This is a genomic window from Candidatus Polarisedimenticolia bacterium (genome assembly GCA_035764505.1).
GTDB lineage: Bacteria > Acidobacteriota > Polarisedimenticolia > Gp22-AA2 > AA152 > AA152.
In genome coordinates, this window is record DASTZC010000177.1 from 1 (window position 1) to 24,119 (window position 24,119).

General features: G+C 66.4%; 20 protein-coding genes and 2 tRNA genes. 13 read left to right on the plus strand and 9 right to left on the minus strand.

What is annotated here, in order from left to right; genetic code table 11:
- The 3 genes from VFW45_11820 to lon form a co-directional block, all read left to right on the plus strand.
- Window positions 1-219, plus strand: a 219-nt coding sequence (locus VFW45_11820) for a pyruvoyl-dependent arginine decarboxylase (GenBank protein HEU5181474.1), incomplete at its 5' end; no start/stop codon positions are given.
- A 28-nt stretch (window positions 220-247) separates the two neighbouring features.
- Window positions 248-1,153, plus strand: a complete 906-nt coding sequence (gene speB / locus VFW45_11825; protein ID HEU5181475.1) for an agmatinase — start codon at window positions 248-250, stop codon at window positions 1,151-1,153.
- An 85-nt stretch (window positions 1,154-1,238) separates the two neighbouring features.
- Window positions 1,239-3,692 (plus strand): endopeptidase La, encoded by a 2,454-nt coding sequence (lon, locus tag VFW45_11830; GenBank protein ID HEU5181476.1) that lies wholly within the window; start codon window positions 1,239-1,241, stop codon window positions 3,690-3,692.
- A gap of 239 nt (window positions 3,693-3,931) precedes the next feature.
- Here the strand turns inward: lon and VFW45_11835 are convergent, their stop codons facing one another.
- The 4 genes from VFW45_11835 to VFW45_11850 all read right to left on the minus strand — a co-directional run bounded on the left by VFW45_11835 (window position 3,932) and on the right by VFW45_11850 (window position 7,210).
- The gene (locus VFW45_11835) at window positions 3,932-4,831 is read right to left on the minus strand and encodes a hypothetical protein (protein HEU5181477.1); all 900 of its coding nucleotides are present in this window, start codon (window positions 4,829-4,831) and stop codon (window positions 3,932-3,934) included.
- 147 nt (window positions 4,832-4,978) lie between these two features.
- The gene (locus VFW45_11840; GenBank protein ID HEU5181478.1) at window positions 4,979-5,428 is read right to left on the minus strand and encodes a response regulator; all 450 of its coding nucleotides are present in this window, start codon (window positions 5,426-5,428) and stop codon (window positions 4,979-4,981) included.
- 271 nt (window positions 5,429-5,699) lie between these two features.
- Window positions 5,700-5,775: transfer RNA gene (locus VFW45_11845), tRNA-Ala, on the minus strand.
- A 73-nt stretch (window positions 5,776-5,848) separates the two neighbouring features.
- Complete coding sequence (locus VFW45_11850; GenBank protein ID HEU5181479.1) at window positions 5,849-7,210, minus strand: alkaline phosphatase family protein; 1,362 nt, start codon at window positions 7,208-7,210, stop codon at window positions 5,849-5,851.
- Window positions 7,211-7,255: 45 nt separating this feature from the next.
- Here VFW45_11850 and VFW45_11855 point away from each other — a divergent pair.
- Window positions 7,256-7,353 (plus strand) — tRNA-Sec (locus VFW45_11855).
- 27 nt (window positions 7,354-7,380) lie between these two features.
- A complete protein-coding gene (locus tag VFW45_11860; GenBank protein HEU5181480.1) occupies window positions 7,381-7,848 on the plus strand; it encodes a hypothetical protein in 468 nt (155 codons plus the stop codon).
- A 15-nt stretch (window positions 7,849-7,863) separates the two neighbouring features.
- Here the strand turns inward: VFW45_11860 and VFW45_11865 are convergent, their stop codons facing one another.
- Window positions 7,864-11,178, minus strand: a complete 3,315-nt coding sequence (locus VFW45_11865) for a hypothetical protein (GenBank protein ID HEU5181481.1) — start codon at window positions 11,176-11,178, stop codon at window positions 7,864-7,866.
- Window positions 11,179-11,495: 317 nt separating this feature from the next.
- Between VFW45_11865 and VFW45_11870 the strand changes: the two genes are divergently transcribed.
- From VFW45_11870 to VFW45_11895, 6 genes are all read left to right on the plus strand, one after another.
- Complete coding sequence (locus tag VFW45_11870) at window positions 11,496-11,990, plus strand: tetratricopeptide repeat protein (GenBank protein ID HEU5181482.1); 495 nt, start codon at window positions 11,496-11,498, stop codon at window positions 11,988-11,990.
- 108 nt (window positions 11,991-12,098) lie between these two features.
- On the plus strand, window positions 12,099-12,539 hold the full coding sequence (locus VFW45_11875) for a rhodanese-like domain-containing protein (protein ID HEU5181483.1): 441 nt from the start codon (window positions 12,099-12,101) through the stop codon (window positions 12,537-12,539).
- Entirely contained in the window at window positions 12,536-13,516 is a 981-nt protein-coding gene (locus tag VFW45_11880) for a glycosyltransferase family 2 protein (protein ID HEU5181484.1), read from the plus strand. Before VFW45_11875 ends, VFW45_11880 begins: the two co-directional genes overlap by 4 nt.
- 14 nt (window positions 13,517-13,530) lie before the next feature.
- Complete coding sequence (locus VFW45_11885; GenBank protein HEU5181485.1) at window positions 13,531-14,283, plus strand: class I SAM-dependent methyltransferase; 753 nt, start codon at window positions 13,531-13,533, stop codon at window positions 14,281-14,283.
- 28 nt (window positions 14,284-14,311) lie between these two features.
- Entirely contained in the window at window positions 14,312-15,724 is a 1,413-nt protein-coding gene (locus VFW45_11890) for a glycosyltransferase family 39 protein (GenBank protein ID HEU5181486.1), read from the plus strand.
- A 37-nt stretch (window positions 15,725-15,761) separates the two neighbouring features.
- Window positions 15,762-16,859, plus strand: coding sequence for an alpha/beta hydrolase family protein (locus VFW45_11895; GenBank protein HEU5181487.1), 1,098 nt, complete (start codon window positions 15,762-15,764; stop codon window positions 16,857-16,859).
- On the opposite strand, the gene VFW45_11900 is transcribed toward VFW45_11895, so the two are convergent.
- Complete coding sequence (locus VFW45_11900; GenBank protein ID HEU5181488.1) at window positions 16,856-18,712, minus strand: S8 family peptidase; 1,857 nt, start codon at window positions 18,710-18,712, stop codon at window positions 16,856-16,858. The two genes, VFW45_11895 and VFW45_11900, sit on opposite strands and share 4 nt — an antisense overlap.
- Before the next feature lie 389 nt (window positions 18,713-19,101).
- Between VFW45_11900 and VFW45_11905 the strand changes: the two genes are divergently transcribed.
- Window positions 19,102-20,265: a DUF3187 family protein gene (locus VFW45_11905; protein HEU5181489.1), complete on the plus strand. Its 1,164-nt coding sequence runs from the start codon at window positions 19,102-19,104 to the stop codon at window positions 20,263-20,265.
- Here the strand turns inward: VFW45_11905 and VFW45_11910 are convergent.
- The 3 genes from VFW45_11910 to VFW45_11920 are packed head-to-tail and all read right to left on the minus strand — an operon-like array spanning window position 20,210 to window position 23,191.
- A complete protein-coding gene (locus VFW45_11910) occupies window positions 20,210-21,919 on the minus strand; it encodes a CRTAC1 family protein (protein ID HEU5181490.1) in 1,710 nt (569 codons plus the stop codon). The two genes, VFW45_11905 and VFW45_11910, sit on opposite strands and share 56 nt — an antisense overlap.
- Window positions 21,897-22,997: a tetratricopeptide repeat protein gene (locus VFW45_11915; protein ID HEU5181491.1), complete on the minus strand. Its 1,101-nt coding sequence runs from the start codon at window positions 22,995-22,997 to the stop codon at window positions 21,897-21,899. Before VFW45_11915 ends, VFW45_11910 begins: the two co-directional genes overlap by 23 nt.
- On the minus strand, window positions 22,994-23,191 hold the full coding sequence (locus VFW45_11920; protein HEU5181492.1) for a hypothetical protein: 198 nt from the start codon (window positions 23,189-23,191) through the stop codon (window positions 22,994-22,996). Before VFW45_11920 ends, VFW45_11915 begins: the two co-directional genes overlap by 4 nt.
- Window positions 23,192-23,354: 163 nt before the next feature.
- On the opposite strand from VFW45_11920, the gene VFW45_11925 reads away from it, so the two are divergent.
- The coding region (locus VFW45_11925) for a multiheme c-type cytochrome (protein ID HEU5181493.1) at window positions 23,355-24,119 on the plus strand (765 nt) is incomplete at its 3' end.

Below are 24,119 nucleotides of genomic sequence, written 5' to 3' on the forward strand. Positions count from 1 at the left end.
GAGGACAAGGCGGGAGATTACGCGGAAGACCTCGCCGCGCAGATGCTGGCGACCATCCTCGGGATTGAGTTCGATCCCGACAAGTCCTACGACGAGCGCAAGGAGGTCTGGAAGATTAGCGGCGAGTTCTACAAGACGATCAACGTGACCCAGACCGCCGTGGGGGACAAGAACGGCGTCTGGACCACGGTGGTGTCGGCCGCCGTCCTGATCCCCTAGACCCTCCTGCCCCGGCACGAGCAGGACCATGGAAATCCACCCCGAGAACTTCCTCGGCATCGGCCCCCCGGAATGCGACCTGGGCCCCGCCCGAGCCGTGCTTCTCCCCGTCCCTTATGATCGCACCGCGTCCTATGGTAAAGGGACGGCGGACGGCCCGGCGGCGCTCATTGCCGCCTCCTGCAGCCTCGAGCTGTACGACGAAGAGCTGGGGATCGACACCTATACCCGGGGAATCCACACGGCAGCGGCCGTCTCCGGCAACCAGGATCCGCCCGAGAAAATGGTTGAACTGGTCCACGCCGCCGTCACACGGTATCTTGATATGGGCAAGCTGGTGGTGACCGTGGGGGGCGAGCACTCGATCACGGCAGGGGCGGTGGCCGCGTACCATCGACGCCACCCGCGGCTCACAGTGGTGCAGCTCGACGCGCACGGCGACATGCGCGATGAATATGAAGGCTCCAGGTACAACCATGCGTGCGTGATGCGGCGGGTACGCGAGATGGGCATTCCCACCGTCGGCATCGGAATCCGCAGCCTTTGCCGTGAGGAAGCGGATTACCTGGAAAAGAATCCGGCCCTCCTCATCTCGGGCCTGCGCGTCTGCCGGGACCGCAGCTGGCTCGAGGAGGCCCTGCAGGCTGCCCAAGGCGAGGTTTACGTGACCGTGGACGTGGACTTCTTCGATCCCTCGATGGTGCCCGGAACCGGAACCCCGGAGCCCGGCGGCGGCGACTGGTATACGGCCCTGGCTTTTCTGCGGGAGCTGTCGCGGCGCAGCCGCATCGTCGGATTCGACCTCATGGAGCTCGCCCCGATCGCCGGACAGCCCGCTTCCGATTTCCTGGCCGCGAAGCTGCTCTACCGGATGCTCGGATATACCTTGACCGCCGACGGGCGCGCTGGCGCGCCCGAACCTATATTGAGGTAGACCCCGGCCCCCCCGGAGGGCAGGAATGGGTCCGCCCCGACGCCGGTTAGAAATGGGGCGCCCGCGCCACCCACAGGAGGACCCCGTGCCGAAGATCTCCGAACGGGAAGCTCACCCGCAGGAATTCGAGATTCCGGAAGAGCTGCCCATTATTCCGCTCGTTTCGACCATCGTCTTCCCCAACATCGTCGTGAACCTGCAGGTGGTGCGCAAGCGCAACCTGCAGCTCGTCCGGGACCTGCCTCCCGAAGGAATCGTCGGGCTGGTGATCCAGCGCGGCAGCGGGCTGGACTTCCCGCCGGTCGAGGACCTGACGCAGATCGGCGTCGCGGCACGGCTGGTCACGCGTATCAACGTGTCGCGCAACACCATCCAGATCATCCTGCTCGGATTGGCGCGCTTCAAGGTGACGCAGTATTCCGCCACCGACCCCTACCTGAAGGCCCGCGTGGAGTGCATCGAGGAGCCCGACGTGGAGTCGATGGAGGCCAACGTCCTGATGGGCAACGCGCTGCACCTGCTCGAGACCCTCGTCCGGCAGGACAGCAGGGTCTCCGAGGAGATCCTCCACCTCATCCGCAACAACCTCACCGGTCCGGGGAACCTGGCCGACCAGATCGCCAATCACCTGAACTTCAAGCTCGAGGACAAGAAGGAGATTCTCTGCACGCTGCAGCCGCTGGAGCGGCTGCAATGCGCCATCCGGCTCCTGAAGCGGGCCCTGGACCAGATCAAGGTGGGGCAGGAGATCCAGGAGGCGACCCAGGAGGAGATCTCCAAGTCGCAGCGCGAGTACTTCCTGCGCGAGCAGCTCAAGACCATTCGCCGCGAGCTGGGCGAGGGGAACGAGGCGGAAGCCGCCATCACCGAGATGCGCAAGCGCCTCGGCGAGGGGAACTATCCCGAGGCGGTGCTGAAGGAGGCGACGCGCGAGCTGGATCGCCTGGCCACCATCAACCCGGCCTCGGCCGAGTACAGCGTCGTGAAGACCTACCTCGACTGGCTGCTGGAGCTGCCCTGGACGAGCGTCACCACCGACAATCTCGACATCGCCAAGGCTCGCGAGATTCTCGAGCGGGACCATTACGGGCTGCACAAGATCAAGGACCGCATCCTGGAATATCTGGCGGTGCGCAAGCTGAAGGCCGACATGAAGGGGCCCATCCTCTGCTTCTTCGGGCCTCCAGGCGTGGGCAAGACTTCGCTCGGCAAGTCGATTGCCGAGGCGCTCGGGCGCAAGTTCATCCGCATGTCGGTGGGAGGGATGCGGGACGAGGCGGAGATTCGGGGCCACCGCCGCACCTACGTCGGTGCGATGCCGGGGAAGATCATTCAGAACATCCGCCGCGCCGGCACTGCCAATCCCCTGTTCATCATCGACGAGATCGACAAGATCGGCAGCGATTTTCGCGGCGACCCCGCCTCGGCGCTGCTCGAGGTGCTCGATCCGGAGCAGAACTCCGGCTTTCTCGATCTCTACCTCGACGTCCCCTTCGATCTGTCGCGCGTGATGTTCCTGACCACCGCCAACCGCCTGGACACCATCCCCGAGCCGCTGCGCGACCGGATGGAGATCCTGCCGCTGTCCGGCTACACGGAGGAGGAGAAGGTCGCGATCGCCAAGCAATACCTGGTGCCGCGTCAGATCGACAGCCACGGCTTGAAGACCGACCAGCTCGGCTTCGATCGAAAGATCCTGGTCGAGATGATTCGCGGCTACACCAGCGAGGCGGGACTGCGGCGGCTGGAGCAGCTGATCGGGCAGGTGTGCCGGAAGATCGCCAAGTCGGTGGCCCTGGGCGAGCCCGCCCGCGGCAAGATCGGCACCGAGGATTTGACCGAATTCCTGGGACCGGCCCCCTACCTGCCCGAGATCGCCGAGCGCCGCGACGAGGTGGGTGTGGCAACCGGCCTGGCCTGGACCGCCGCGGGCGGCGACATCCTGCTCATCGAGGCGTCGCGCATGAAAGGAAGGGGCGGGTTCAACCTGACCGGACAGCTGGGCGACGTCATGAAGGAATCGGCACACGCGGCCCTGTCGTACGTGCGCTCGCACGCGGCGGAGCTCGGAATCTTCGATGCTGATTTCTCGCGCACCGACATCCACCTGCACGTACCGGCCGGGGCCATCCCCAAGGACGGCCCTTCGGCAGGCGTGACCATCGCGACGGCGCTGGCTTCGCTCCTCTCCAACCGCCGGGTGCGGCACGATCTCGCCATGACCGGGGAAATCTCGCTGCGCGGCAAGGTGCTTCCTGTGGGCGGGGTGAAGGAGAAGGTCCTGGCCGCACGGCGCTCCGGAATCCGCACCGTCATCCTGCCAGCGCGCAACGAGAAGGACCTCCTCGACATTCCGGAGGAGGTGCGCAAGACGATGACCTTCCAGTTCGCGCGGGAGATCGGCGACGTGCTCCGGGAAGCGCTGCGTCCCTCGAAGGGCTCGGCCCAGGGGGAGCGGACGGAGCCGGCCGGGCCGCGCACCCGCAGGGAACCTTCGGGAAAGGCGAAATCCCCCGCCGCCGCGGCGCGCACCCGCTAGGACACCGCGCCTAACAGCCCTCGTTGCGGATCTCAATCCGCTTTCCAATCGCTTCTTGCTCACCAGGGTCGGTTTCTGCCGGAGCTGTCTTCGCCGTCCCCGCCGCGGCCACCGCCGGCCAGCAGGCCCGGAAAAAGCGCCATTGCCGCAGCCGGCGCTGGTTCTCGGCACCGCGAATTCCTGTACATTGCTCAATCGTGGGGAGCGCCGACGCGGCGCATCGGGAGGACGGTGCTGGCTCAGTAGTCCGGGTCGCGGATCTCGATGTCGGCGGTACAGCCCTGCGACGTGTTGGGGTAATTGGCGCGGCACTGGAGCAGGTAGGACGTTTTGAGCACCGGCAGCCCGGGTTTCTGTGTTTCCGCCTCGATGGTCCAGGCTCCGCCGCAGGAACCATTCGGAACCTGGCTTCGAGTGCAGTTCCGGATGAGCAGGCTCGCGAACACCCGGGAGTGCAGCTCGTTGGGAAACGCGACTTCCCGGGCGTTGCAGGCTCCGGTGCATGGCTGATGGTACCTCTGGGTAAACAGACCATCGCTGATGGTCAGCTCGCATCCATCGCTGCCAATCCCGGGATTTCCAAAATCACATAGCGAGGCAACGACCGCAACCCGGGTCCCAATCACGTCGAGAGTCTGGAACTGGAAGTTGTTTTCTTCGCTGACTTCGTTGATTACGTCGGCGCCGTCCACCTTCACGCCGATCACGCCGGTCTCGGGCGGCACGCAATCCATCGAGTTGCAGAAGTTGCCGAACTTCGCCTGGGTATCCCCGCCCCCGTAGGGGGCATCGAAAGCAAAGTCGAAGCTCGTGCCCGGAAGGATGGGGTCGGTGATGACGCGCTGCAGAAACCCTTCCTCGCGGTACTCGAAGGTCCCGTCCGCGGAGAGGTTGAATCGCAGCACGAAAGAATCGCCCTGCATCGGGTTGGCCGTTTCGCTCCCGATGTTCTGGACGGTGCCGGTGACGTGAAGGCTGTCCTCGGGGTCGGCGGCAGAAGGCGTCACCGCGAACTGGGTGACGGTGAGATCGATGTTGGTCCTCGGACCGGAGTCGTTGTCGTTCTTTCCGCCGTGGCCGCAGCCGGCCAGCAGCCCGAGCAAGAGAGCCAGGCGGCAGGCAGTACCCGTTCTCGACACCGGTGGTCCCCCGCATCTCGAATCGATGCTTTGAATTGTAGCATGCGGGGAACGCGGGCAGCGCGGGCGGTTCGAGAGGGCGCTGCATGGAATCCGCTGAGGACGGGGTAATTCCGGGGTGTCGGCCTGGGGGCCGGGGCCGGGCCGCTACAGACCTCGATCCTGCAGGACCCGAATCAAGTCCAGGATATTGAAGGGCTTCTTGAGGACATGCGCTCCGGTCTTGCGCACGACCCTCTTGAGCTGGTGCTCGCGCGCTTCGCCCGAGATGAAGACGATCCGGTTCCTGAGATAAGGGTTCAGCTCCAGGATTCTGTCGTAGAGCTCCAGGCCGTCCTCGGCCGGCAGGACCAGGTCCAGGACGAGACCGTCGTAGTTCTTCTCGGCGATCCGCTCCATGGCTTCCTTGGAATCGAAGGCCGTCTCGACGCGATAGCCGGCTCCCGACAGCACATCGTGGATCAGGTCCTGCACCCCGGGATCGTCGTCCACCACCAGCAACTGGCGGACGCGCGATTCCTCCGGCTGCAGGATCGACTCGGAATGCCCCACGAGCCCGGTCAGGTGCATATCGTTCAGCTTGGCTTTCAGTCCCATGAGCCTGCACTCCCTTCTCCGGCGTCCCTTCTTGATTGAGGGTCCGGAAGCATCGACCGGCGCGGCGAACTGCTCCGCTTCGGTGAATATGGGCAGCAGCGCCATCGTTTCAATTCAAATACTGAAATCCGCGCTGACAGAGAATGACCAGGAGTGTCGAGACGGCGTCGCGCGTCCAAGCCAAAGGGAATCCGGTACTTGGAAGATCGTGGGGAAATGGATTCAGGGAGGGGGAACGAGCTTCGGAGAATTCAAGGGGACAAAGCCGGGATGGTGGAGCTGACGGGGATCGAACCCGTGACCTCATGACTGCCAGTCATGCGCGCTCCCAGCTGCGCTACAGCCCCATTCGGGAAGGGGCGAAGTATAGCCGAGGCGCTTCGGGGGGCGCAACAAAGGAAGACGCGCAGCCGGATGGCTTCAGCGGATATAGCCGAGGGATTTGAGGCGCTCCAGGACGTTGGCGTCGATCGCCTCCCCGGCCGCCGCGGAGCCTCTTTCGGGAAGCGGCGGGTAGGCGTCGACGTAGGTGAGATGGAGCCGCTCGGAAGAGGGAAGCTCGAAGGCTTCCGCCAGGACCTTGCCGGTAAGCTCCCGGGAGATCGGCTCGTCGAGCAGGGCAAAAACCGTGGGGAGGATGTCCAGGAGCGTCGCCCCCTCGATGACGGTCCCGCGGGCAATGCCCCTTCCGTAAAGAGCCAGGACCCCTTCCAGCCGGTGGTGTCCCGAGGTGGTCGGCTTGCCCGGCACCAACACCGGCTTGAAGCCATGGTCGGAAAGGACGATCAGGGTGGTGCGCCCATCCAGGCTGGCAAGGTACTCTCCGAGGATCTCGTCGATGTAGCCGTAATAGGCGGGGATGACGCCGCCGAGCGCCTCCACTTCGGCCGGATCGGCGCCGTAGGGCTCGGCTTCGGGCCAGCTGAATTTCCAGAAGCGATGGCTCACCACGTCGATCCCGCCGAAGTAGAGAGCGAACAGATCGACCGGGTCGTCATGATAGAGCTTCGCGCCGATCCGCCGGTAGGTCTCGTCCGAGGCGAGGCTCCAGAGAAATCCCTCCACGCATTCGGAAGCATCCTTCCCGAGCACCGCCGTCTTCTGCGGATCGTAGAACCGTCGCAACAGCGCCTTGTCCACCGACTCGGGAACCACCTTGAGAGGCTGGATCTCCCCCAGCAGGGAATCGGGATAGGTCTGCCTGGGAATCCCCTCCACCACGGTTCCCTTGAGTGGGCGTCCGGTGGACCAGTCATAGACGTAAGGGAGGTAGGAAGTGACGATGTAGCCCTGCACCGCTTCCGCGGGCCAGGAAGCGAGCCAGCCGATGACGCCGACCCTCTTTCCCCGCCCCCCGGTCCCGATCAGGTTCCAGAATGCAGGGACCGCGCGCATGTCGCTGGTCACCGGCTTGTAGCCGCCGCCCGGGATATTGACGATGAAGTCGGCGATGTGATGAACGGCGGGTTCCCGTCCCGTTGCGACCGTGGTCCAGAGCGCGGGCGACAGGGTCGGCTCCATCGAATGGAGAACTCCGCTCGCTCCTCCCTCCACGATCTTGCGGAAGTTCGGCAGCTTTCCCGCGTCCATCAGCGGCCGGATGACGCCCCAGTCGGCGCCGTCCACTCCGATCAGGATGACCTTGCCAGATCCTCCCGCAGACCCTCCGCCGGCCGGTCGGGCCGGACCCGCGCCGCCACCGCACGCCGGGCAGAGAGCGATCAGCAAAACGGCCAGCACGGTGAAAGCTGCTCTGAGGAAGGATTTGCACGGACGGCTCATCGGCTTGTCATTATAGCGGTTCCTCGTTTATTGTACCGGGACCCTGGAAGCGAATCGGTGCTGGTGTGCCGCCTGGACTTCAAATCCAGTGGGGCGCGGCGAAAGTCGGGTCCGGTGGGTTCGATTCCCACACGCTTCCGCCAGGTCTAAAACTCTATCTGGGAGGAGCCATGAAGCGTGTGGTTGGGTTGTTCCTGCTGGCGGCGCTGCTGTGCGTGCCGGCGGGCGGGGCCTTTGCCGAGGGGGGACAGATCGACGGAACGGTGTGGAAGCAGCTGGATGCCAACAACAAGTCGCTGTTCGCCGCCGGCTATTTCCTCGGAATCCAGGTCTTCTCCAAGTTCGCACCCAGCTCGTGCAGCACCTGCGAGCAGGGCTGCCTGGATGAAGCCTCCTCCAAGCTGGTGCCCAGCGGCATGTCGATCCCTGATGTGATCAAGGTGATCGATTCGATCTACGCCGACGATGCGAACAAGGTCATTCCGGTCCAATACGCCTTGAACCTGGTGGCGAAGAAGGCCAAGGGAATGTCGGACGAGGAGTTCAAGGCGGCCGTCAACGATGCGCGCGTTGGGAGCACTCCCGCGGAAGCTGCGCCCGCGCCCGCCCCTGCGCCTCCGAAGCCTCCGAGCAAATAAAGCTTTCGACGGACCCTAGCTGCCGCAGTCGAGCGCGTCGGGACCGGCTCGTCCGGGGCCGTAGGTGCCCGCCGAGCAGGAATTCCCGGCGCGCGACAGGTAGTAGTAGCCCTCACCGACCGGCGGATTGGCGCGCGGATCCAGGTAAGAGGCCGCCGCCAGATCGCCGGCCAGGCACGCGGTGGCCGAGCCGATCCCCGCCGTGCGGAGCTGGCTCAAGCTTCCCCCGACGATTTCGTAGCGCACCCCCGGTCCGGTAGCTCCCGCCTGCGGATCCCAGGTGAGCGGTGTCGGCGATCCGTTCGCCACCGAGAGGGCCGTCACTTCCACCGTCGGCGCCCAGGCACCGCCGTCAGCCGGATTGCAATCCTCTCCGTTCAAGCGCACATCTTCGTCGCGATTGATCCCCTGGCGGATTCCTTCCCCGATCGGAACGCAGAGGAAACTGACCATTCCGGCGGCGCCGCTGCGCAGCACCGCCGTGGTAACCTGCGGCTCCCCCGCCACGTCGGCGGTCCACGAACCGCCCGGAGCACCCCCGTCGAGCACGTAGGTGCGCAGGCGGGCGGCGGACGGGACGGCAACCACCAGCTCGCAGTGTCTTCCCGCATCCGCGAGGTTGCCCACGCCCAGGAGCACCGAGATCAGGTTCTCCTCCGCAGGAGTCCCGGTGGGCGCGACTCCCGGCGGCACCGTCACGTGTCGTCCGACGGAAGGCCGGGTGCCACTCGGGAAGGAGAACATGAAAGCCGCGATGTCGCGCACTTGCGGAGCCGTCAGGTTGAAGACTCCCGCCGACAGGAAGGTCCCCAGGTCCGGGATCGATGCGTCGTGAATGAACCCGAAGCCGGTTTTCGATTCGGGAGGGTTCACCGTCCCCGGGGGCCCGAAGAGCGGGCCGAATTTCACATACATGTTCCGCAGATGGGGGATCTCGAGATCGCTGTGCGGCGAGCCGTCGGCATTGCCGTTGAACAGGGCGGTGGCGTCGGGCGACGTCGGATCGACCGGCGGGACACCACCCAGCTTGCCGCCGGCGGCGCCGAACGGATGGGCGTGGCAGGCGGTGCACGGCTGGCCGGCATCGGAAGGCTGCGTGTTGAAAAGGACCTCGCCGTTCGCCGGATTGCCCGCGAACGGGCTGCCGGGGAGCTGCACCATCGGGCTGGAGCAGGTTCCCGGGGCCACGCAGTCCGCGGTCACGGCGCACAGCCTCGTCACGTCGTTGCTGCAGGCTTGCGGCGGTGAATCGTTGGCGCGGCGGAACGGATTCGGCGGCATCGCGATGGCCAGGGCGAAGCTGCGATAGAGATCCATCTGGGGGGCGGTGAGCCCGGCCGGCTCGCCATTCACCGGACCGATGTCGGCGGTGCCCATCAACCCGACGAAGGCTTTGTTGAACTCGCGCATCGTGGAGCGATCACCGCGCCAGTGCAGCGGCTCGAGCATGCCACGCAGCGTCTGCGTGGCCATCGGCCCTTTCTGCGGGTCGAAGCCGCTGTGCGAAGCGCACAGGGGCGAGCCGGGATCGCAGGGCTGCGGGGAGCCGCCGACCGGGATGACGAAGCGCACGTTGTCGCCCAGGCTTGAATAGGGCGCCAGATCGCCTTCGGGGTTCCCCAGGTCCCAGGACAGGCCATCCATGTCGCCCGAGATGTGGCAGCTGGAACAGGCGGCGTCTCCGTGACCGGAGGTGTCGATGCCGTCGTAGAGGAAGCGCCTGCCGTCGCGCGTCGCGGGCAGCGTCGGATCGTGCAGCCCAATCTCTCCCACTTTCGTCAGGGACTCAGTGGAGACCATGGCGATGGAATTGGAGAAACGGAGGAGGACGTACGCTTTGCCTTTCGCCTCCGCCAGGGCGACACCGGTGGGTCCCTCGCCCACCTCCACGGCGTGCGGCGCGGCGCGCGCGGGTCCGAAGATGCAGCTGCCCGCCAGGCAGGTCCCGTCCACCACGAAGAGCTTGCGGGAGCCGATGGCGGTGAGATACGCGGCGCTGCCATCGGCCTTCCAGACCATCATCCCAGGCTGCGAGATGCTGGACAGTCGCTCCGCCAGGTTGGCGGCGGGATCGCTGGCCCGATTGATGTGCGCATTGAGATCGATGCGCGTGACCGCGTTGCCCGCGGCGGGGTCCACGACACTCATCCGATCGTCCACCACGTGCCCTTGCACGCCGAGAGCGTGCTCGAAGCGCACGAAATTCCGGGCGTCCGTATTGGGCACGTAGATCCTGCCGTTGGCGGGGTTCACGGAGACCTCGAACAGCGTGGTGCCGAGGTGATCCACGGTCTGCGGCGCCAGCGAAGGATTGGCGGCATCGAGAATGAACAGGTCGTGATCGGGAAGGCGGAAGCGGGCGCACGAGCTCCAGTCCTGCCCCGCTTCGTCGATCCAGCGGGCGCTGCAGGTGCCCCCGGCACCGCACTGGGATGTCGCGGTGCAGGCAGCGCCCGGCGTCGGGCCCGCCAGGCAGGTCCCGTCCTGGAACCTGACGACGAGGCCGACCTTCGGGACGCCATCCGGCGGATCGACGAGCGCCGGGTTGCGGACCACTCCCGCGGGCAGCGGCGGATAAGGAGGAGGCGCCAAGCCCTGGCAGGACCCGCCGCCGGCGCAGTCCGAACCGCTGGTGCAGGAAGCCCCCGGGTTCGTGCCACCGACGCAGGCCCTGCAGGCAATGGTCTGCAATCCGAGCTGAGAGAGCCGGGTGAGGTTGAGGTTGGGATTGTTGGTGGCGATGACGTTGGCGTCGATGACGGTGGTCTGGTTTCCCGATTTCTGCAGCACGGCATAGACGCGGGCGCCGCCCGCGCCGACCGCCAGCGCCCGCGGCTGTCTTCCGAACAGCGGCACCGCTACGGGGGGCAGCGCCGGATTGGCAAGGCTGTAGACCCGGATCAAGTCCTCCTGGGAGACCGAGACGAAAGCCCTTCCCTGGGCGAAGACGATGTCGGTCGGCTCGTCTCCGACCGCCAGCGTGCGCACCACCTGCCCGAGCCCCAAATCCACGATGCTCACCGTGTCGGAAAGCTGATCGACGACCCAGACCTCCTCTCTTCCGGTGACGGAATTCAGCCGCCACGCGAGGCTCACGGGCTCGAGCCCCACCGGGATCGAGGCCGATCGCGACAGGCTCCCTTCCCCGTCGACGTCGAACACCTCCAGACGCGCGTCGGGAGTGTTCAGAACGAAAAGCTTGCTCGTTGCGGCATTGAGAGCGATGGGATGGACCTGGGACGATTCGAAGTTCACGTAGGAGGCGGAGACGGCGGCCGGAAGGATCGACCCGACCAGGACCGCGAGGAGGGCGGCGCGTGTCAGCTTCATCGAGGTGGCTCTCCCGCTATTTCGGCACCGGGGGTCGCCGACCTCGACCCGGCCGTGTTCGCGTTTCACTGCGTCGGAAACGCTGGAAATATACGAAGGGTCTCCCGCTTCGTCAATCGAGGATTCGGTTCCTTCACGGCCCGCGGAGGCTGACAGTTTTCGTCGGATCCGTGTCCACGGCTGCGACGGAGAAAGGTCGAAAGCGAGGCTCTCCTGAACATGGCATCCGCCTGACGAAGGCATGACAGAACTCGCCGTTGCCCTTGATGGCAAACAAGATATATTCCCTCCAGGGCGCCTACCCTGGGGGAGTTCACGTGCCGACCGGGCAGCGGATGTTTGACACCGACGAAACCGCCCTCCTGAGCCTCGCGAGGAGCCAGGCGCTCGGACGCGACTACAACCGCGCGCTGCGCACCTTCCAGAGCGCCATCATCGAGCTCGCCTTCCCGGGCGAGACGCCGGTGCAGCCCCAGTACCTTTCGCACTACGGAATTGCGCTCGCCATGGCTTCCGGCCGTTGCGAGGAAGGACGCCGGCTGTGCGAGCGATCCATCCAGCTGGAGCCGTACGAGCCGGAGCATTACCTGAACCTAGCGAGGATCCATTTCGGATCGGGGAACCATGCCGCCGCAATCCTGGCCTGCGAGGAAGGCCTTTCGATTCGTCCGCAGGACCCGCTCCTGACGCATGAGCGCGATACCCTCGACCGGCGCAAGGGAAGCTTCTTCCCGATGCTTCCACGCAACCATCCCTTGAACCGCTGCGTCGGGAGGTTCCTGCGCTCGCCGAGGACTTCTAGCCGATCCTGATCGAAAGCGCCGAGCAAGCCCCCGGCCTCCCTCCTTTCGCCGCATTCCCCCAGCCGCTATAATGTCGCGCGATCCCGCCGGCGGGATCCGATCCCGGACGAGCCAGGCGTGCCGATACCTCAGATTTCACCGCACGAAGCGCAGGCGCTCCTCGCCGAAGGCGGCGCCACCTACGTCGATGTGCGCTCCGTGCCGGAGTTCGCGCAGGCGCACCCCGCCGGCGCCGTGAATGTCCCCCTGTTCCATGCCGACGACCGCGGCCAGATGGCTCCCAACCCGGATTTCCTGGCGGTGATGCAGGCCAGCTTCGCGCCCGATGCGAAGCTCGTGCTGGGCTGCCTTTCCGGAGTGCGCTCGCAGCGGGCCGCCGAAATCCTCGCCGCCGCGGGCTACCGCGATCTGGCGAACGTCCGCACCGGAATCGGAGGCGCGCGCGATGCCTTCGGCCGGATGGTGGAGCCGGGCTGGGCCCAGCTCGGGCTTCCCGTGGAGACCGAAGCAAGTCCCGGGGCATCCTACGAGTCGCTTCGGGAAAAGGCCCGGATTTGACGCTGGCCGGCCCCTCCGACGCATCCGGCCACACCCGCTCGCTGTCGAGCCACCTCGACGTCGTGGTCCCGATCTACAACGAAGCCGCGAATCTCGAGGAGCTGTGGGGACGCCTGGCGCGCTCGCTGGAAGGACGCGGCATTCCCTTCCGCCTCACTTTCGTCAACGACGGCAGCGGCGACGAGTCGCTGGCCCGGCTGCGGCGCATGGCGGCCGCCGACGCGCGCGTGCGGGTCCTGTCGTTCTCCCGCAATTTCGGCCACCAGAAGGCGGTGAGCGCGGGGCTCGAGCATGTCGACGGCGACGCCGTCGTCGTCATGGACGCCGACCTCCAGGATCCTCCCGAGGTGGTTCCCGATCTCGTGGCGAAATGGAGCGAAGGCTTCGAGGTGGTCTATGCGGTGCGCACCCGCCGCAAGGAAGGCGCCGCGAAGCGGGCCGCCTACGCGCTCTTCTATCGCATCCTGCGCCGCATCAGCGATGTGCAGATCCCGCTGGATGCGGGAGATTTCGCGCTGATGGACCGCAAGGTCGTCTCGCTGATCAACGCGCTGCCCGAGCGCAACCGATTCCTGCGCGGCCTGCGGTCGTGGGTCGGCTTCCGGCAGGTCGAGCACGTCTACGAGCGCATGCCGCGCCACGCCGGCGAGCCCAAGTACAGGACGCGCCACCTCATCAAGCTGGCCCTGGACGGCTTTTTCGCCTTCTCGACCGTTCCCCTGCAGCTGGCGACCTATCTGGGCTTCGTGGCGGCCGGCCTGGGCTTCCTCTACCTGCTGTACGCTCTCGCCTCGCGCTTCCTCTATGGCAACCCGGCGGGGTGGACCTCGCTCGCGGCAATCGTCCTGTTCCTGGGAGGCACGCAGCTGATCATCCTGGGGATCCTGGGAGGTTATGTCGGGCGGGTCTACGAGGAGGTCCGCCGGAGGCCTCTCTATGTGCTGGACGAGAAGATCGGCTTTCCCGAGCGGCCCTGAGCATGGATGCCTCCATGTATCGGGACTTCGCCGAGCTGCACGAAGCACGGCACTGGTGGTTCGTGGGCCGGCGGCGCATCCTGGCCTCCCTGATCGCGGCCTGGCTTCCGCCGCGGCGCGATCTGCGCATCCTGGACATCGGCTGCGGCACCGGCGGCATGATTCCGCTGCTCTCCGAGCATGGGCAGGTGACCGGGATCGATCCTGCCGAAGCGGCCATCCGCTACTCGAAGCAGCGCTACGACGGCGCCGCCGAGCTACTGCGGATGGACTTTCCGGCCCAGGTCCCGGCTTTCCGCGACTTCGATCTCGTCACTCTGTTCGACGTCCTGGAGCATCTCGACGACGATGCCTTGGCACTGGCACGCGCGGGATCGCTGCTGCGCGGCGGCGGCCTCCTGCTGATCACCGTGCCGGCCCATCGCTGTCTCTGGTCGCCGCACGACGAGATCAACCAGCACCGGCGCCGCTACGGGCGGAGCGAGCTGCGCGCGCGCCTGGAGCAGAGCGGCTTTCGCATCGAGAAGCTCTCCTACTACAACATGCTGCTCTTCCCGATCGTCTACGCCGCCCGTCTCCTGCGGCGGCATCTCCGCCCGAGAGACCGGCGCTCCGATGTCCGCATCGGCAACGACTGGATCAACGACCGCCTGGCCGACGTCTTCGGCGCGGAGCGTCACCTGCTGAAGCACTGGGAGCTCCCGGTGGGCGTCTCGCTCATCGCCATGGCTCGCAAGCCGGAGGCCGCCTCCGGGGAGCGCGGATGATGCACTCCCGCCCGGCCGGATGCCTCCCATGACCCGCTCGCGCTTCCTCCTGCTGCTGGCGCTGCTGTCGCTCGCCGTGCGGCTGCCGATGCTCCACTTCCTGCGCACCGAGTATCTCTCGGGAGGCATCACCACCTCCCTCGGGCTGGTGGCCAGGAACCTGCTGGAGGGACGCGGGCTGTCGGAGACGACCGGGCCGGACGAGATCCTGCTCCTGTACGACCTGCAGCTCGGCCAGGGGAAGCTCCGGGACATTGCCGAATTCCCGGATCCCCCCGATCAGCCGACCCGTCCGCTGATCCAGAGGATGCCGGGCTATCCGTTCCTGCTGGCCGTCTCTTTCAAGCTGACGGGGAGCTATCGCTACCTGCCCATCCAGCTGTTGCAGATCCTCGGCAGCTCGTTGCTTCCCTTCATGATCTTCGGAGCCGCCCGGCGTTATTTCGGCGAGCGCCCGGGACGCGTTGCGGGAATCGTCGCCGCCCTGAATTTCGCCGAGATCCGCCTGGCCCTCGTGCCGCTGTACGACTGGTGGATCCTCTTCGTGGTGGCGCTGCTTCTCTGGCTCCTGGCGCGCAGCCGCGAGCACGACTATCCCTGGCGCAGCTTCGTCCTCATGGGTGCCGTGCTGGCGGCGGGGACCTTGCTCAAATCGACGGTCGTGGTCGTGCCACTCTTCCTCGCCGCCGCCATCTTCGTCACGCTGGGACCGTGGCGCGCCGCCCCGCGCGCCGCCGCGCTGGTCGCCTTGCCGATACTGGTCCTGCTTCCCTGGGCGGCCCGCAATCAGCGCCTCTTCCAACGCTTCATCCCCACGAACACTTTCCTCTGGCCCAGCATCTGGGAAGGCTTCGGCGAAGTGGACAATCCCTTCGGCGCCGTGCTGGACGACCGCCGCACTTATCTGACCGCCCTGCAGGAGAATCACAGCCTCGTTTACGGCTCGCCGGAGTACGACGACTACTTCGAAGAAAAGGTGAACTCGGCTTTCGGCAGCCGGCCAGGTTTCGTCGTCGCACTGTGGGGAAAACGGCTGGTGGGCGGCCTCCTGTTCCCGGCAAATCCCTGGGGATTGGCGGGAATCGACCGGCCCGAGGCGAGCTTCAGCACCTTCCGGGCCCGCACGGGCGGGAGCCCGGTCGTCTACCTGCTGGCCCATCCGCTGACCGCCGCCTTGAAGATGCTGCAGCGCCTATGGGATCCGGCGCTCTTCTTCATGGCGCTGCTCGCTTTGTGGGAGATGCGCCCCCGCTGGCGCGAGCTGCTGCCGCTGATGGCATTCCCCGCGGCCTTTCTCGCCGTCACGGTTCCGATTCATCTGGAAGGGCGCTACCTGCTGCCGGGAAGCCTGGTTTTCCTGATGCTCGCCTCGGTGCCCCTGGCCGGCTGGCTTCCCATGCCTTCCCGCTCCCGGGAATTGGACCGGCAGGCGGCGCTGTGAGGCTCCCCGGACTGCCGCGGTCTGCAGGGAAGACGACATGATGCACCGGGCGCTGGGAGCGGGGATCGATCGTTATCGCATCTGGTACAAGATAACCTTCCAGCGCGGCCGAATCCTGGCCACCCCCGCCGAGGCCTGGCGGCGCTACGCCGACCCGCCGCCGTTCCCCGACGCCCGGCGCTTCTTTTCATGCGACGGCCGCATCCCCGAGGTCCGACGCATCGTCGAGGACGCGCCCCGGGATGTCCGCATCGAGCGCCTGGAGTTCGATTCCCTGCATCCGATTCCGCTGGCGGAGAGCAATCGGGCCGTAGGCCGCTTCTACCGGCCGGCGAAACGTGCCGATGCCCCCTTCGTCGTCCTCTGCCACGGTTGGGCCCATCGGAAGCGGCGCGGCATCGAGCACCTCTATGTCCGTCCTTTTCTGCGGCGCGGCTGGGCGGTCCTGATGCTCTCCCATCCTCTCCACTTCGAGCGCACACCCGCGGGCGTCTACAGTGGCGAGCTGATGGTGTCCGGAGATGCGGCGCTCACCGTCGAGGCGTTCCGCCAGGGCGTGGTCGATCTGGAAGCGGCGATCAATTTCCTGATGGCGGAAGGGGTGCGGCCGTGGGGCCTTTTCGGCTATTCGCTGGGCGGATACATCGCCGGGCTGCTCGGATGCGTCCGCTCCGATCCGGCTTTCCTGGTCATGGCGGGGTGCGGCGACTCGCTGCTCTCCCCGATCCTGGAGACTCCCCTCGGTCGCAACGTGCGCGAGGATCTCGAGGCGACCGGACTCGGCGAGCGCGGGCGGCTGGAGCGCTTCTGGAGCACGATCTCACCCTCGAGCTGGCGGCCCGCCATCCCGAGGGAGCGGATCCTCCTCGTGGCGGGTCGTCACGATCGCATCATGCTGGCCGACTCGGTGAAGCGCTTGTGGGAGGCCTGGGAGCGGCCGGCGCTGTGCTGGCTTCCGCGGGGGCACTACACGCTGCTCGCGGCGCCGGGCGCTCTGATGCGCGCTTCGCTTCCCTTCGTGCAAGAGCGCCTGTCCTCCATCTCGGCACAAAAAACAGGCGCCGCCCCGGGGGGAGGGGCGGCGCCGCCGTCGGGGCTCGAGGGGGGCCCTGACGACCCTGGGAACAAGGCTTAAGGCTCCTGGGGCACGTTGTCTCCCAGCAGCGTCGTGTCGGTCGCGCTCTTCTTCAAGCCGCCTCCCCAGACCACCGAGTCGGCGCTGACGGTTCCCTGCATCCCGCCGCCCCACACCACCGAATCGGCTCCGACCGTGGAGGAGCCCTTGGCGCCGCCGCCCCACACCACCGAATCGGCTCCGACCATCGAGGAGCCCTTGGCTCCGCCGCCCCAGACCACAGAGGAGGAGCCGACTTTGCTGCCACCGCCCCAGACGACGGAGGAGCCGGAGACATCGCCCGCGGCGGAGCTCGAGACGACCCACAGGCCCGGATCGGCCCACAGACTTCCGGTGCCGCGCAGCGGATCGGAGCCGTACATCGCGGGCAGCGACCAGAGCGTGTCGCCCCAGACGACGCCGGTTTCCTGGATCAGCAGGCCTGTCGGAGTCCATTCCACCTTCGGCGAGAGAGCGGGGAACGGCGCCGTCCCCTTCTCGGTCAGCGCCGCGGCGAGATCGGCGAACCCCGCCCCTTCGGAGAAGATGTCGTAGACCGGCCGCTTCTCCGCCGACCGCATCAGCCGCGCTTTCAGCGTATCGGGGCTCTGCGCAGGGTCGGCCTGGAGCATCAGGGCCGCCATGCCGGAGACCACCCCGGCAGCCATGCTCGATCCGCTCAGCTGGAAGTAAAGAGAGTCGGAACCGGCGCGCGACGGATCGGCATTGAAAGCCTGCTCCTTGACGCGCAGCCCGGGGAACGTCGTGTCCAGCGTCGAGCCGACGGAGCGCAGCGACACGGTGCGGTTCCCCGGAGCAACCAGATCGGGCTTCAGCACCTGCTCGGCTGTCGGTCCGCGCGACGTATAGCTCGTCAGGATGTCGTCGGAGCGTGAGGCCGTCAGGTAGTTGTTGGAAGCTCCGACCGTGAGCACCGCCGGATCGTTTCCGGGGCTGTCGATCGAGCCGTAGCCGGAAGCGCCGGCATTCCCCGCCGCCACGACGACCAGGATGCCCGCCTTCCAGGCGGCCTCGACGGCACGGCACAGCGGATCCAGGGCCACCGGGTCCTCCACCGCGTGTCCGAGCGACAGGTTCAGGATGCGGATGTCGTAGGCCTGCCGGTGCGTGATGACCCAGTCGATTCCGGCCAGGACGTCGCTGACCTGGCCGTTGCCGTTCTCGTCCAGCACCCGCACTGAGACGAGGCGGGCGCCGGGGGCGATGCCGTTGAGACGGCGGAAGGATCCTTCGCCGCGACTGGCGTTGCCGTCGCCGGCGATGATTCCCGCAACGTGGGTCCCGTGCCCGTAAGGATCTGAAAAGCCCTTGTCGTGGCCGACGATCTGCACTTCCTTCACGAGGCGCGCGCCCAGGTCGGGGTGCGCGGCAATTCCGGAATCGAGGACGGCGATGGTGATGCCGGTCCCGTCCAGCCCGACCGGTCCGCCGAAGCTCCGCGAGGCGACGTCGGCTCCGACCGTGACGTAGTTCAGATCGTTCAGGGAGCGTACCGACGAATCGACCGTCATGCTCACCAGGCCCGGCATCGCCGCCAGCTTCTTCAATCCGCCGGAGGAAACGTTGGCGGCAAAGCCGCCGACCTTTCCGAAGGTGCGCCGCAAGACGCCGCCGCCGGAGAGCACCTGGGTCACCTGAGTGGGATCGATCAAGGAATCGGTAATCACGACCACCGGTACGCCTTCGGGATCGGACCCCGCCCCCTCCATGACGCGAAGGAGGCGGGGGCTGATTCGGGAGTCGGGAGGAGGAGGGTTTTCAGCCGAATGAGTGACGACGACGCCGCCAAAGGTCACGGCCAGGAAAACGGCTGCGGCAACCAGCGTGCGGCGGGTCCGAGACGTCTTTTCCATGCCGATTCCCCCTTTGCCAGCCAGTGAGATTCCGTCTCTTGCCTATGCAGAACCTCGTCAACGCCTAGCAGCAACTGCAACCCCAGGGCCAAAGGGTGTCGGGGAATTGTCATCCCGATGTAATCGCAACAAACGAAAGGGATTGAAGACGAGTTAGGCGAGGGCGGTGGGTCCATTCACCCCGGCAGCGCAGATGGTCAGATGTACCGATTCCCCACGCGCAGTGGCTGGTTTCCCCTCGAGACGGCGCGCAAGTTCTCGACTCGCTCGACTTGGGGTGTCTGCCGTGGTTTTGGGCAGGCTTGTCCAGTTACACGACGCTTTTCTTTACTCCGTCTATCTCAAGGGCTAGAATCCGCAACTCTTTTCTCACGTTTCTCGGAGAGATGATGGCGCCAGGGCCCGCGCGCTGCGCCGCGCTTGCGTTGCTTTTCTGCCTGCTGGCAGCCCCCGCAGGCGCCTCCGAGCAGGCATCACCGGAGCCGCTGGAGCATGGGCCGTTCAGTTCCAGGAACCAGTTCCCGCTCAACTGGGTCTTCTATTCCTTCCCGTTCCGGTCGGGGTCGATCCTCCCCCGGGGCGCCTGTGAGGTGGAAGTCCTTGTCTCCTACGCGAACACCTTTTCCGGCAGCGACGACTTTCTCGCCTTCGATACCGGAGATCGCAAGCGCCTCACGCGGGGCGACGTCGACGACATCCAGATGGAGAACCCGGGCGAGAGCCTCTTCTTCATGGACACCGAGCAATCGCGCCTCAGCCTGGTCTATCGATCCGGCATCGGCCATCGCCTGGAGTGGGGCCTGGAGGTTCCCTTCATCACCTATCTCGGGGGAATCTTTGATTCTACGATCGAGTCGTACCACAACTCTTTGACGCTGGGGAACAGCGGGCGGGAGTTCTACGATCAAGACGCGGTCCAGATGGTGCTGACCTGGGACGGCAAGACCTACTTCGCCGATTCTTCTCCTTCTTCGTTCGCGTTGGGCGACATCGCGCTCACCGGCCGTCTGGCGCTGGCCGATTCTCCCCGCGGCGCCGCCGCCATCTCGCTTGCCGTGAAATTCCCCACGGGAGATGCCGCCCGCCTGGCAGGCAGCGGCAGCCTCGACGCAGGGCTGGCGGCGGAAGGAACGCTGCGCGGCGGAAAGCACCGCCTGCACCTGTCGGCGTCCTGGGTCTACATCGGCTCGTGGGACCTGGTCCCCTCGATCCGTCCCGGCGACACTGCCGCCTTCGGGATGGCGTATGAGTACGTCCGGTCGGATCGGCTTTCCTGGATCGGCCAGCTGCAGACGCAGCGCAGCGTCTTTCGCGGCCAGGCGCAGGCGAACGGCTCGCTGGCCGATTACAGCACGGAGCTCCTGGCAGGGGCGCGGTGGCGGGGGGTGGAGGGGCGCTGGTCGTTCCAGACCGCGCTCATTGAAAACATCATCGATCAGAACAACGGCATCGACATCGGTTTGCTGGCGGGCTTCGGCCTCCGATTCGGGTCCGGCGTTACAGCGCCGGCATCTTCCCAGGCTTTCCGGACGGCGGGACGCCCGCTTCCGTGACCTGAAGAATCCTGTCGGCGGGCACGTCGGACAGGGTCTGGACGATGCCCGAAGGCCAGCGTATCTCCACCTTCTCGGCGCGCGTCGCCGAGCCCAGGCCGAAGTGGACCACCAGCTCGTTCTGCGACAAATAGGAAGTGCCGCTGCGCAGCTCGTCGACCTGCCGCTTCCCTCCCGCCGTCACGCTCACCTTCGCTCCGATCCCGTCCCGGTTGGATCGCGTTCCCCGAAGCTTGATGCGCAGCCAGTGTCGTGCGCTGCCGCCGTCGTTGCGCAGCAGGATGGCGCGCTGATCGCTGTTCGAGACCGCGACATCCAAATCGCCGTCGCCGTCCATGTCGGCCAGCGCCATGCCGCGGCCGACGAATTCCTGGGAGAAGTAGGCTCCATGCTCCCGACCGGCATCCTTGAACTTACCGTTCCCAAGGTTCTCGAACAGGAAATCGCGCTGCGCGTACTTCAATGAGTCATTGAAGAGCTGGATGTTGTCGATGATGTGGCCGTTGGCGACGTAGATGTCCTGGTCGCCGTCGTTGTCGTAGTCGAAGAAATTGGTGCCGAAGCCGACGAAGGGCAGGCTCACCTCTCCCAGGCCGGACGGGTAGGTCGCAAAGTCGAACCGCAATCCGCCCAGGTTGCGGTACAGCTCGTTCACCTCCCCCGACAGGTGCACCATGAAGAGATCGAAATCGCCGTCGTTGTCGTAGTCTCCCGCATCCACACCCATGCTGGCTTCCGGCTTGCCGTCCTCGCTGTAGCCGGTGTTGGAGTCGAGTGTCACGTCGGTGAAGGTGCCGTTGCCGTCGTTGCGGTACAGGGTGTTCGGCACCGAGTCCTTGGCGACGTACAGGTCGAGATCGCCGTCATCATCGAGATCGCTCCACACGACGCCGAGCCCCTTTCCCCAGGGCTCGTTCAAGCCGGCCTTGCGGGTGACGTCGGTGAAGGTGCCGTCGCGGTTGTTGTGGTACAGCACGTCGGGGACGCCCTGGTAGGCGTCGGGGTGGCAATAGGCCCGGATCTTGCGGATGTGATCGCCGCACCATTTGTTGTTCGCCATGGTGAAGTCGACGTAGTTCGTGATCAGCAGGTCGAGCCATCCGTCCCGGTCGTAGTCGGCGAAGGCGGCGCTGGTGCTCCAGAGCGGGTGCGCCACGCCCGCCTGCTTCGCGACCTCGGTGAAAGTCCCGTTGCCATTGTTGCGGAACAGCAGGTCCGGTCCGAAGTTGGTCACCAGGATGTCCTGGTCGCCGTCGTTGTCGAAATCGGCGGCGGCGCAGCCCATCCCGTAGCCTTCACCGGCGACGCCCGCGGCGACGGTGACGTCGGTGAACTTCCCCTTGCCGTCGTTGCGGTACAGGACGTTGCCGGGACGCTTGCCCGGCGCGCCGGGCACCGGTCCCGACTGGACGAAATAGAGATCGGAATCGCCGTCGCCGTCGTAATCCAGGAAGCAGACTCCTGACCCCATCGTCTCGATCATGTTTTTCTCCGGAGTCTTCCCCATGACGTGGCGGAAGCTGACGCCGGAGGATTCGGCGACCTCGGTGAGCACCAGCGAGGGCGCCGCTGCTGCACGGAGGCCGGAGGAGGGCGCCAGGAGCAGCGCCGCGGCCGCCGCGAGTACCAGGCTAGAAGCCGGTCTTGTTCTCACCCAGGTTCTCCAGGGCCTCGAAGGCCCGGCGCTCCCTCTCGCTCTTCTCTTCCTGGCCGCGCTCCTGGTAAAGGACCGCGAGGTGGTAATGGGCGTCGGCCAGATCGGGATCCGCCGCGGCCGCCTTCTCGAGCGCGGCGATCGCTTCGTCCTTCTTTCCCAGCTTCAGGAAGCACTGGGCGCGCCCGAGCTGGAACCGTCCCGAGCCGGGCTGCACCTCGAGCAGCCGGTCGTATTCCGCCAGCGCCCCGGGGAAGTCCCCCGCCAGGTAGAGGTCGCGCGCCCTGCCCTCCGCCGCCCGGTCCGCAGCCTGCCGATCCCACAGCCTCTTGAAGGTCTCCTGCTCCTTGGCTGCCTCCTCCTTCTTGCCGGCGCGCAGGAGCAGCGTCGCCAGGTGGAAGTGGGCGTCCCGCGCGTCGGGCTTGACCGCGATCGCCGCGCGGAACTCGCTCTCGGCCGCCGCGTCGTTCCCCAGGCGCGCATAGGCCTGCCCGAGCGTGACGTGCGCTTCGGGATGGTTGGGCGTCTGCCGCAGCAGCCGTCCCAGCAGATCACTCGCCTCGGCGTAATCCCCCGCCCGGTAGCGGATCAATCCAAGGTTGTACAGCGCCTGCAGATTCTCCGGCTCGCGCTGCAGGACCTCGCGGAGCAGCCCCGCGGCTCCTTCGAAGTCGCCTTGCCGGATGTCGATGCGCGCCAGCCCCAGCCTCGGATCGACCGCTTCGGAATGGATCGTCAGAATGCGGCGGAACTCCTCGCGCGCCGGAGCATACCGCTTGGCCTGAAGCAGCGCCGTGCCGAGCAGGGTCGAAACCTTGAGGTCGGCCGGAACCTGGTCGCGGGCCTTCGTGAAGGATTCGGAGGCCTGGTGGTACCGGCCTTGACGGTACTCCGTGATTCCCTGGTTCACCCAGCGAGCGGCTTCCGCGGGAAGGAGGAGCTTCTCGTCCTGGCTCCCGGCGCTTTGCGACGCACCGGTCCTCGAGGGCACGGGCTTTTCCCGCGCCGGTCCGCATGCGCCGGTGAGCAGAATTACGAGGAAGATCGCGGCCGGCGCGACCGGAACGCTGGATCTCACGCCCCGATGGCTCCCCGAGGGGTCCCGCGCGAGCCGGAGCCGCCGGCCCCCCCGCGCCGGAAAAGCGGATAGATGAGAGCGATGGAGCCGAAGAAGACCAGCACCAGCGGATAAAGAAGGGTCCCAAGGACGATGGCGAGGGTGCAGAAGAGGACCGAGCCGGCCAGGTGGGCCCGCTCCCTCCAGATACTCATTCCGGGGTTCGCTTTCGCCATGAGCTGAGGCAGAGAATATCACAGGGGTGCACGCGAGCCGCCCTTGCGTTGACGCTCCCGCCGGACCCCCCGTATACTCAGACTTCCTACCCCTCGTGGTTTGCAATGGCACCGAACGGGTTCTCTCTGGTATCGAGGCTCGATGGCTGACACGCCCGGCGAACCAAAGCCGAGGTGGCTCTTTCCGTCCACGGCTCTCGCGGTGCTCCTGCTGGCCGCCGTTGCCGTCTCGCTCACCCCGCTGCAACGCTTCGTCTCCCCGCCCACCCGGCGCGCCTCCGCCCCGGGCGACTGCCTGTCGTGCCACGACGGCACGGCCGACCTGAAGGGCGGCGGCGATCCCGGAATGGTGGAGCAGTGGCGCCGCTCCGTCCACTTCGCCCGGGGCGTCACCTGCCAGTCCTGCCACGGAACCAATCATGAAGAGATGATCAAGGCCAAGGGGGAGGTCTCCGCGGGAGTCTGCGGCAGCTGTCATGCCAAGGCCGTCGAGGAGTTCGCCAAGCAGGGACATGCCATCGCGGGCACCATGGCGGAGACCAACGCCAAGTTCATGGCCCAGACCCCGGCGATGCAGCGGCTGGGGTGCATGGGTTGCCACGCCATCGGCCGGAAATTTGCCGACGGCAGCATCGGCAAGTGCAACTACTGCCACACCGGTCACCTGTTCTCCGCCGAGCAGGCGCGCCAGCCTGAGGCCTGCATCACCTGCCACGTGGGACCGGACCACCCGCAGAACGAAGCCTACGAGGAGTCGAAGCACGGCATCGCCTACGCGGCCACGCGCGATACGCGCCAGGCGCCGACCTGCGCCACCTGCCACATGCCCTCCGGGACCCATGACGTGACGCGCGGGATCACGCTGGGAGGCGTGGCGTTCGGCGGAGCGCTCGAAGGGGAGGAGAGC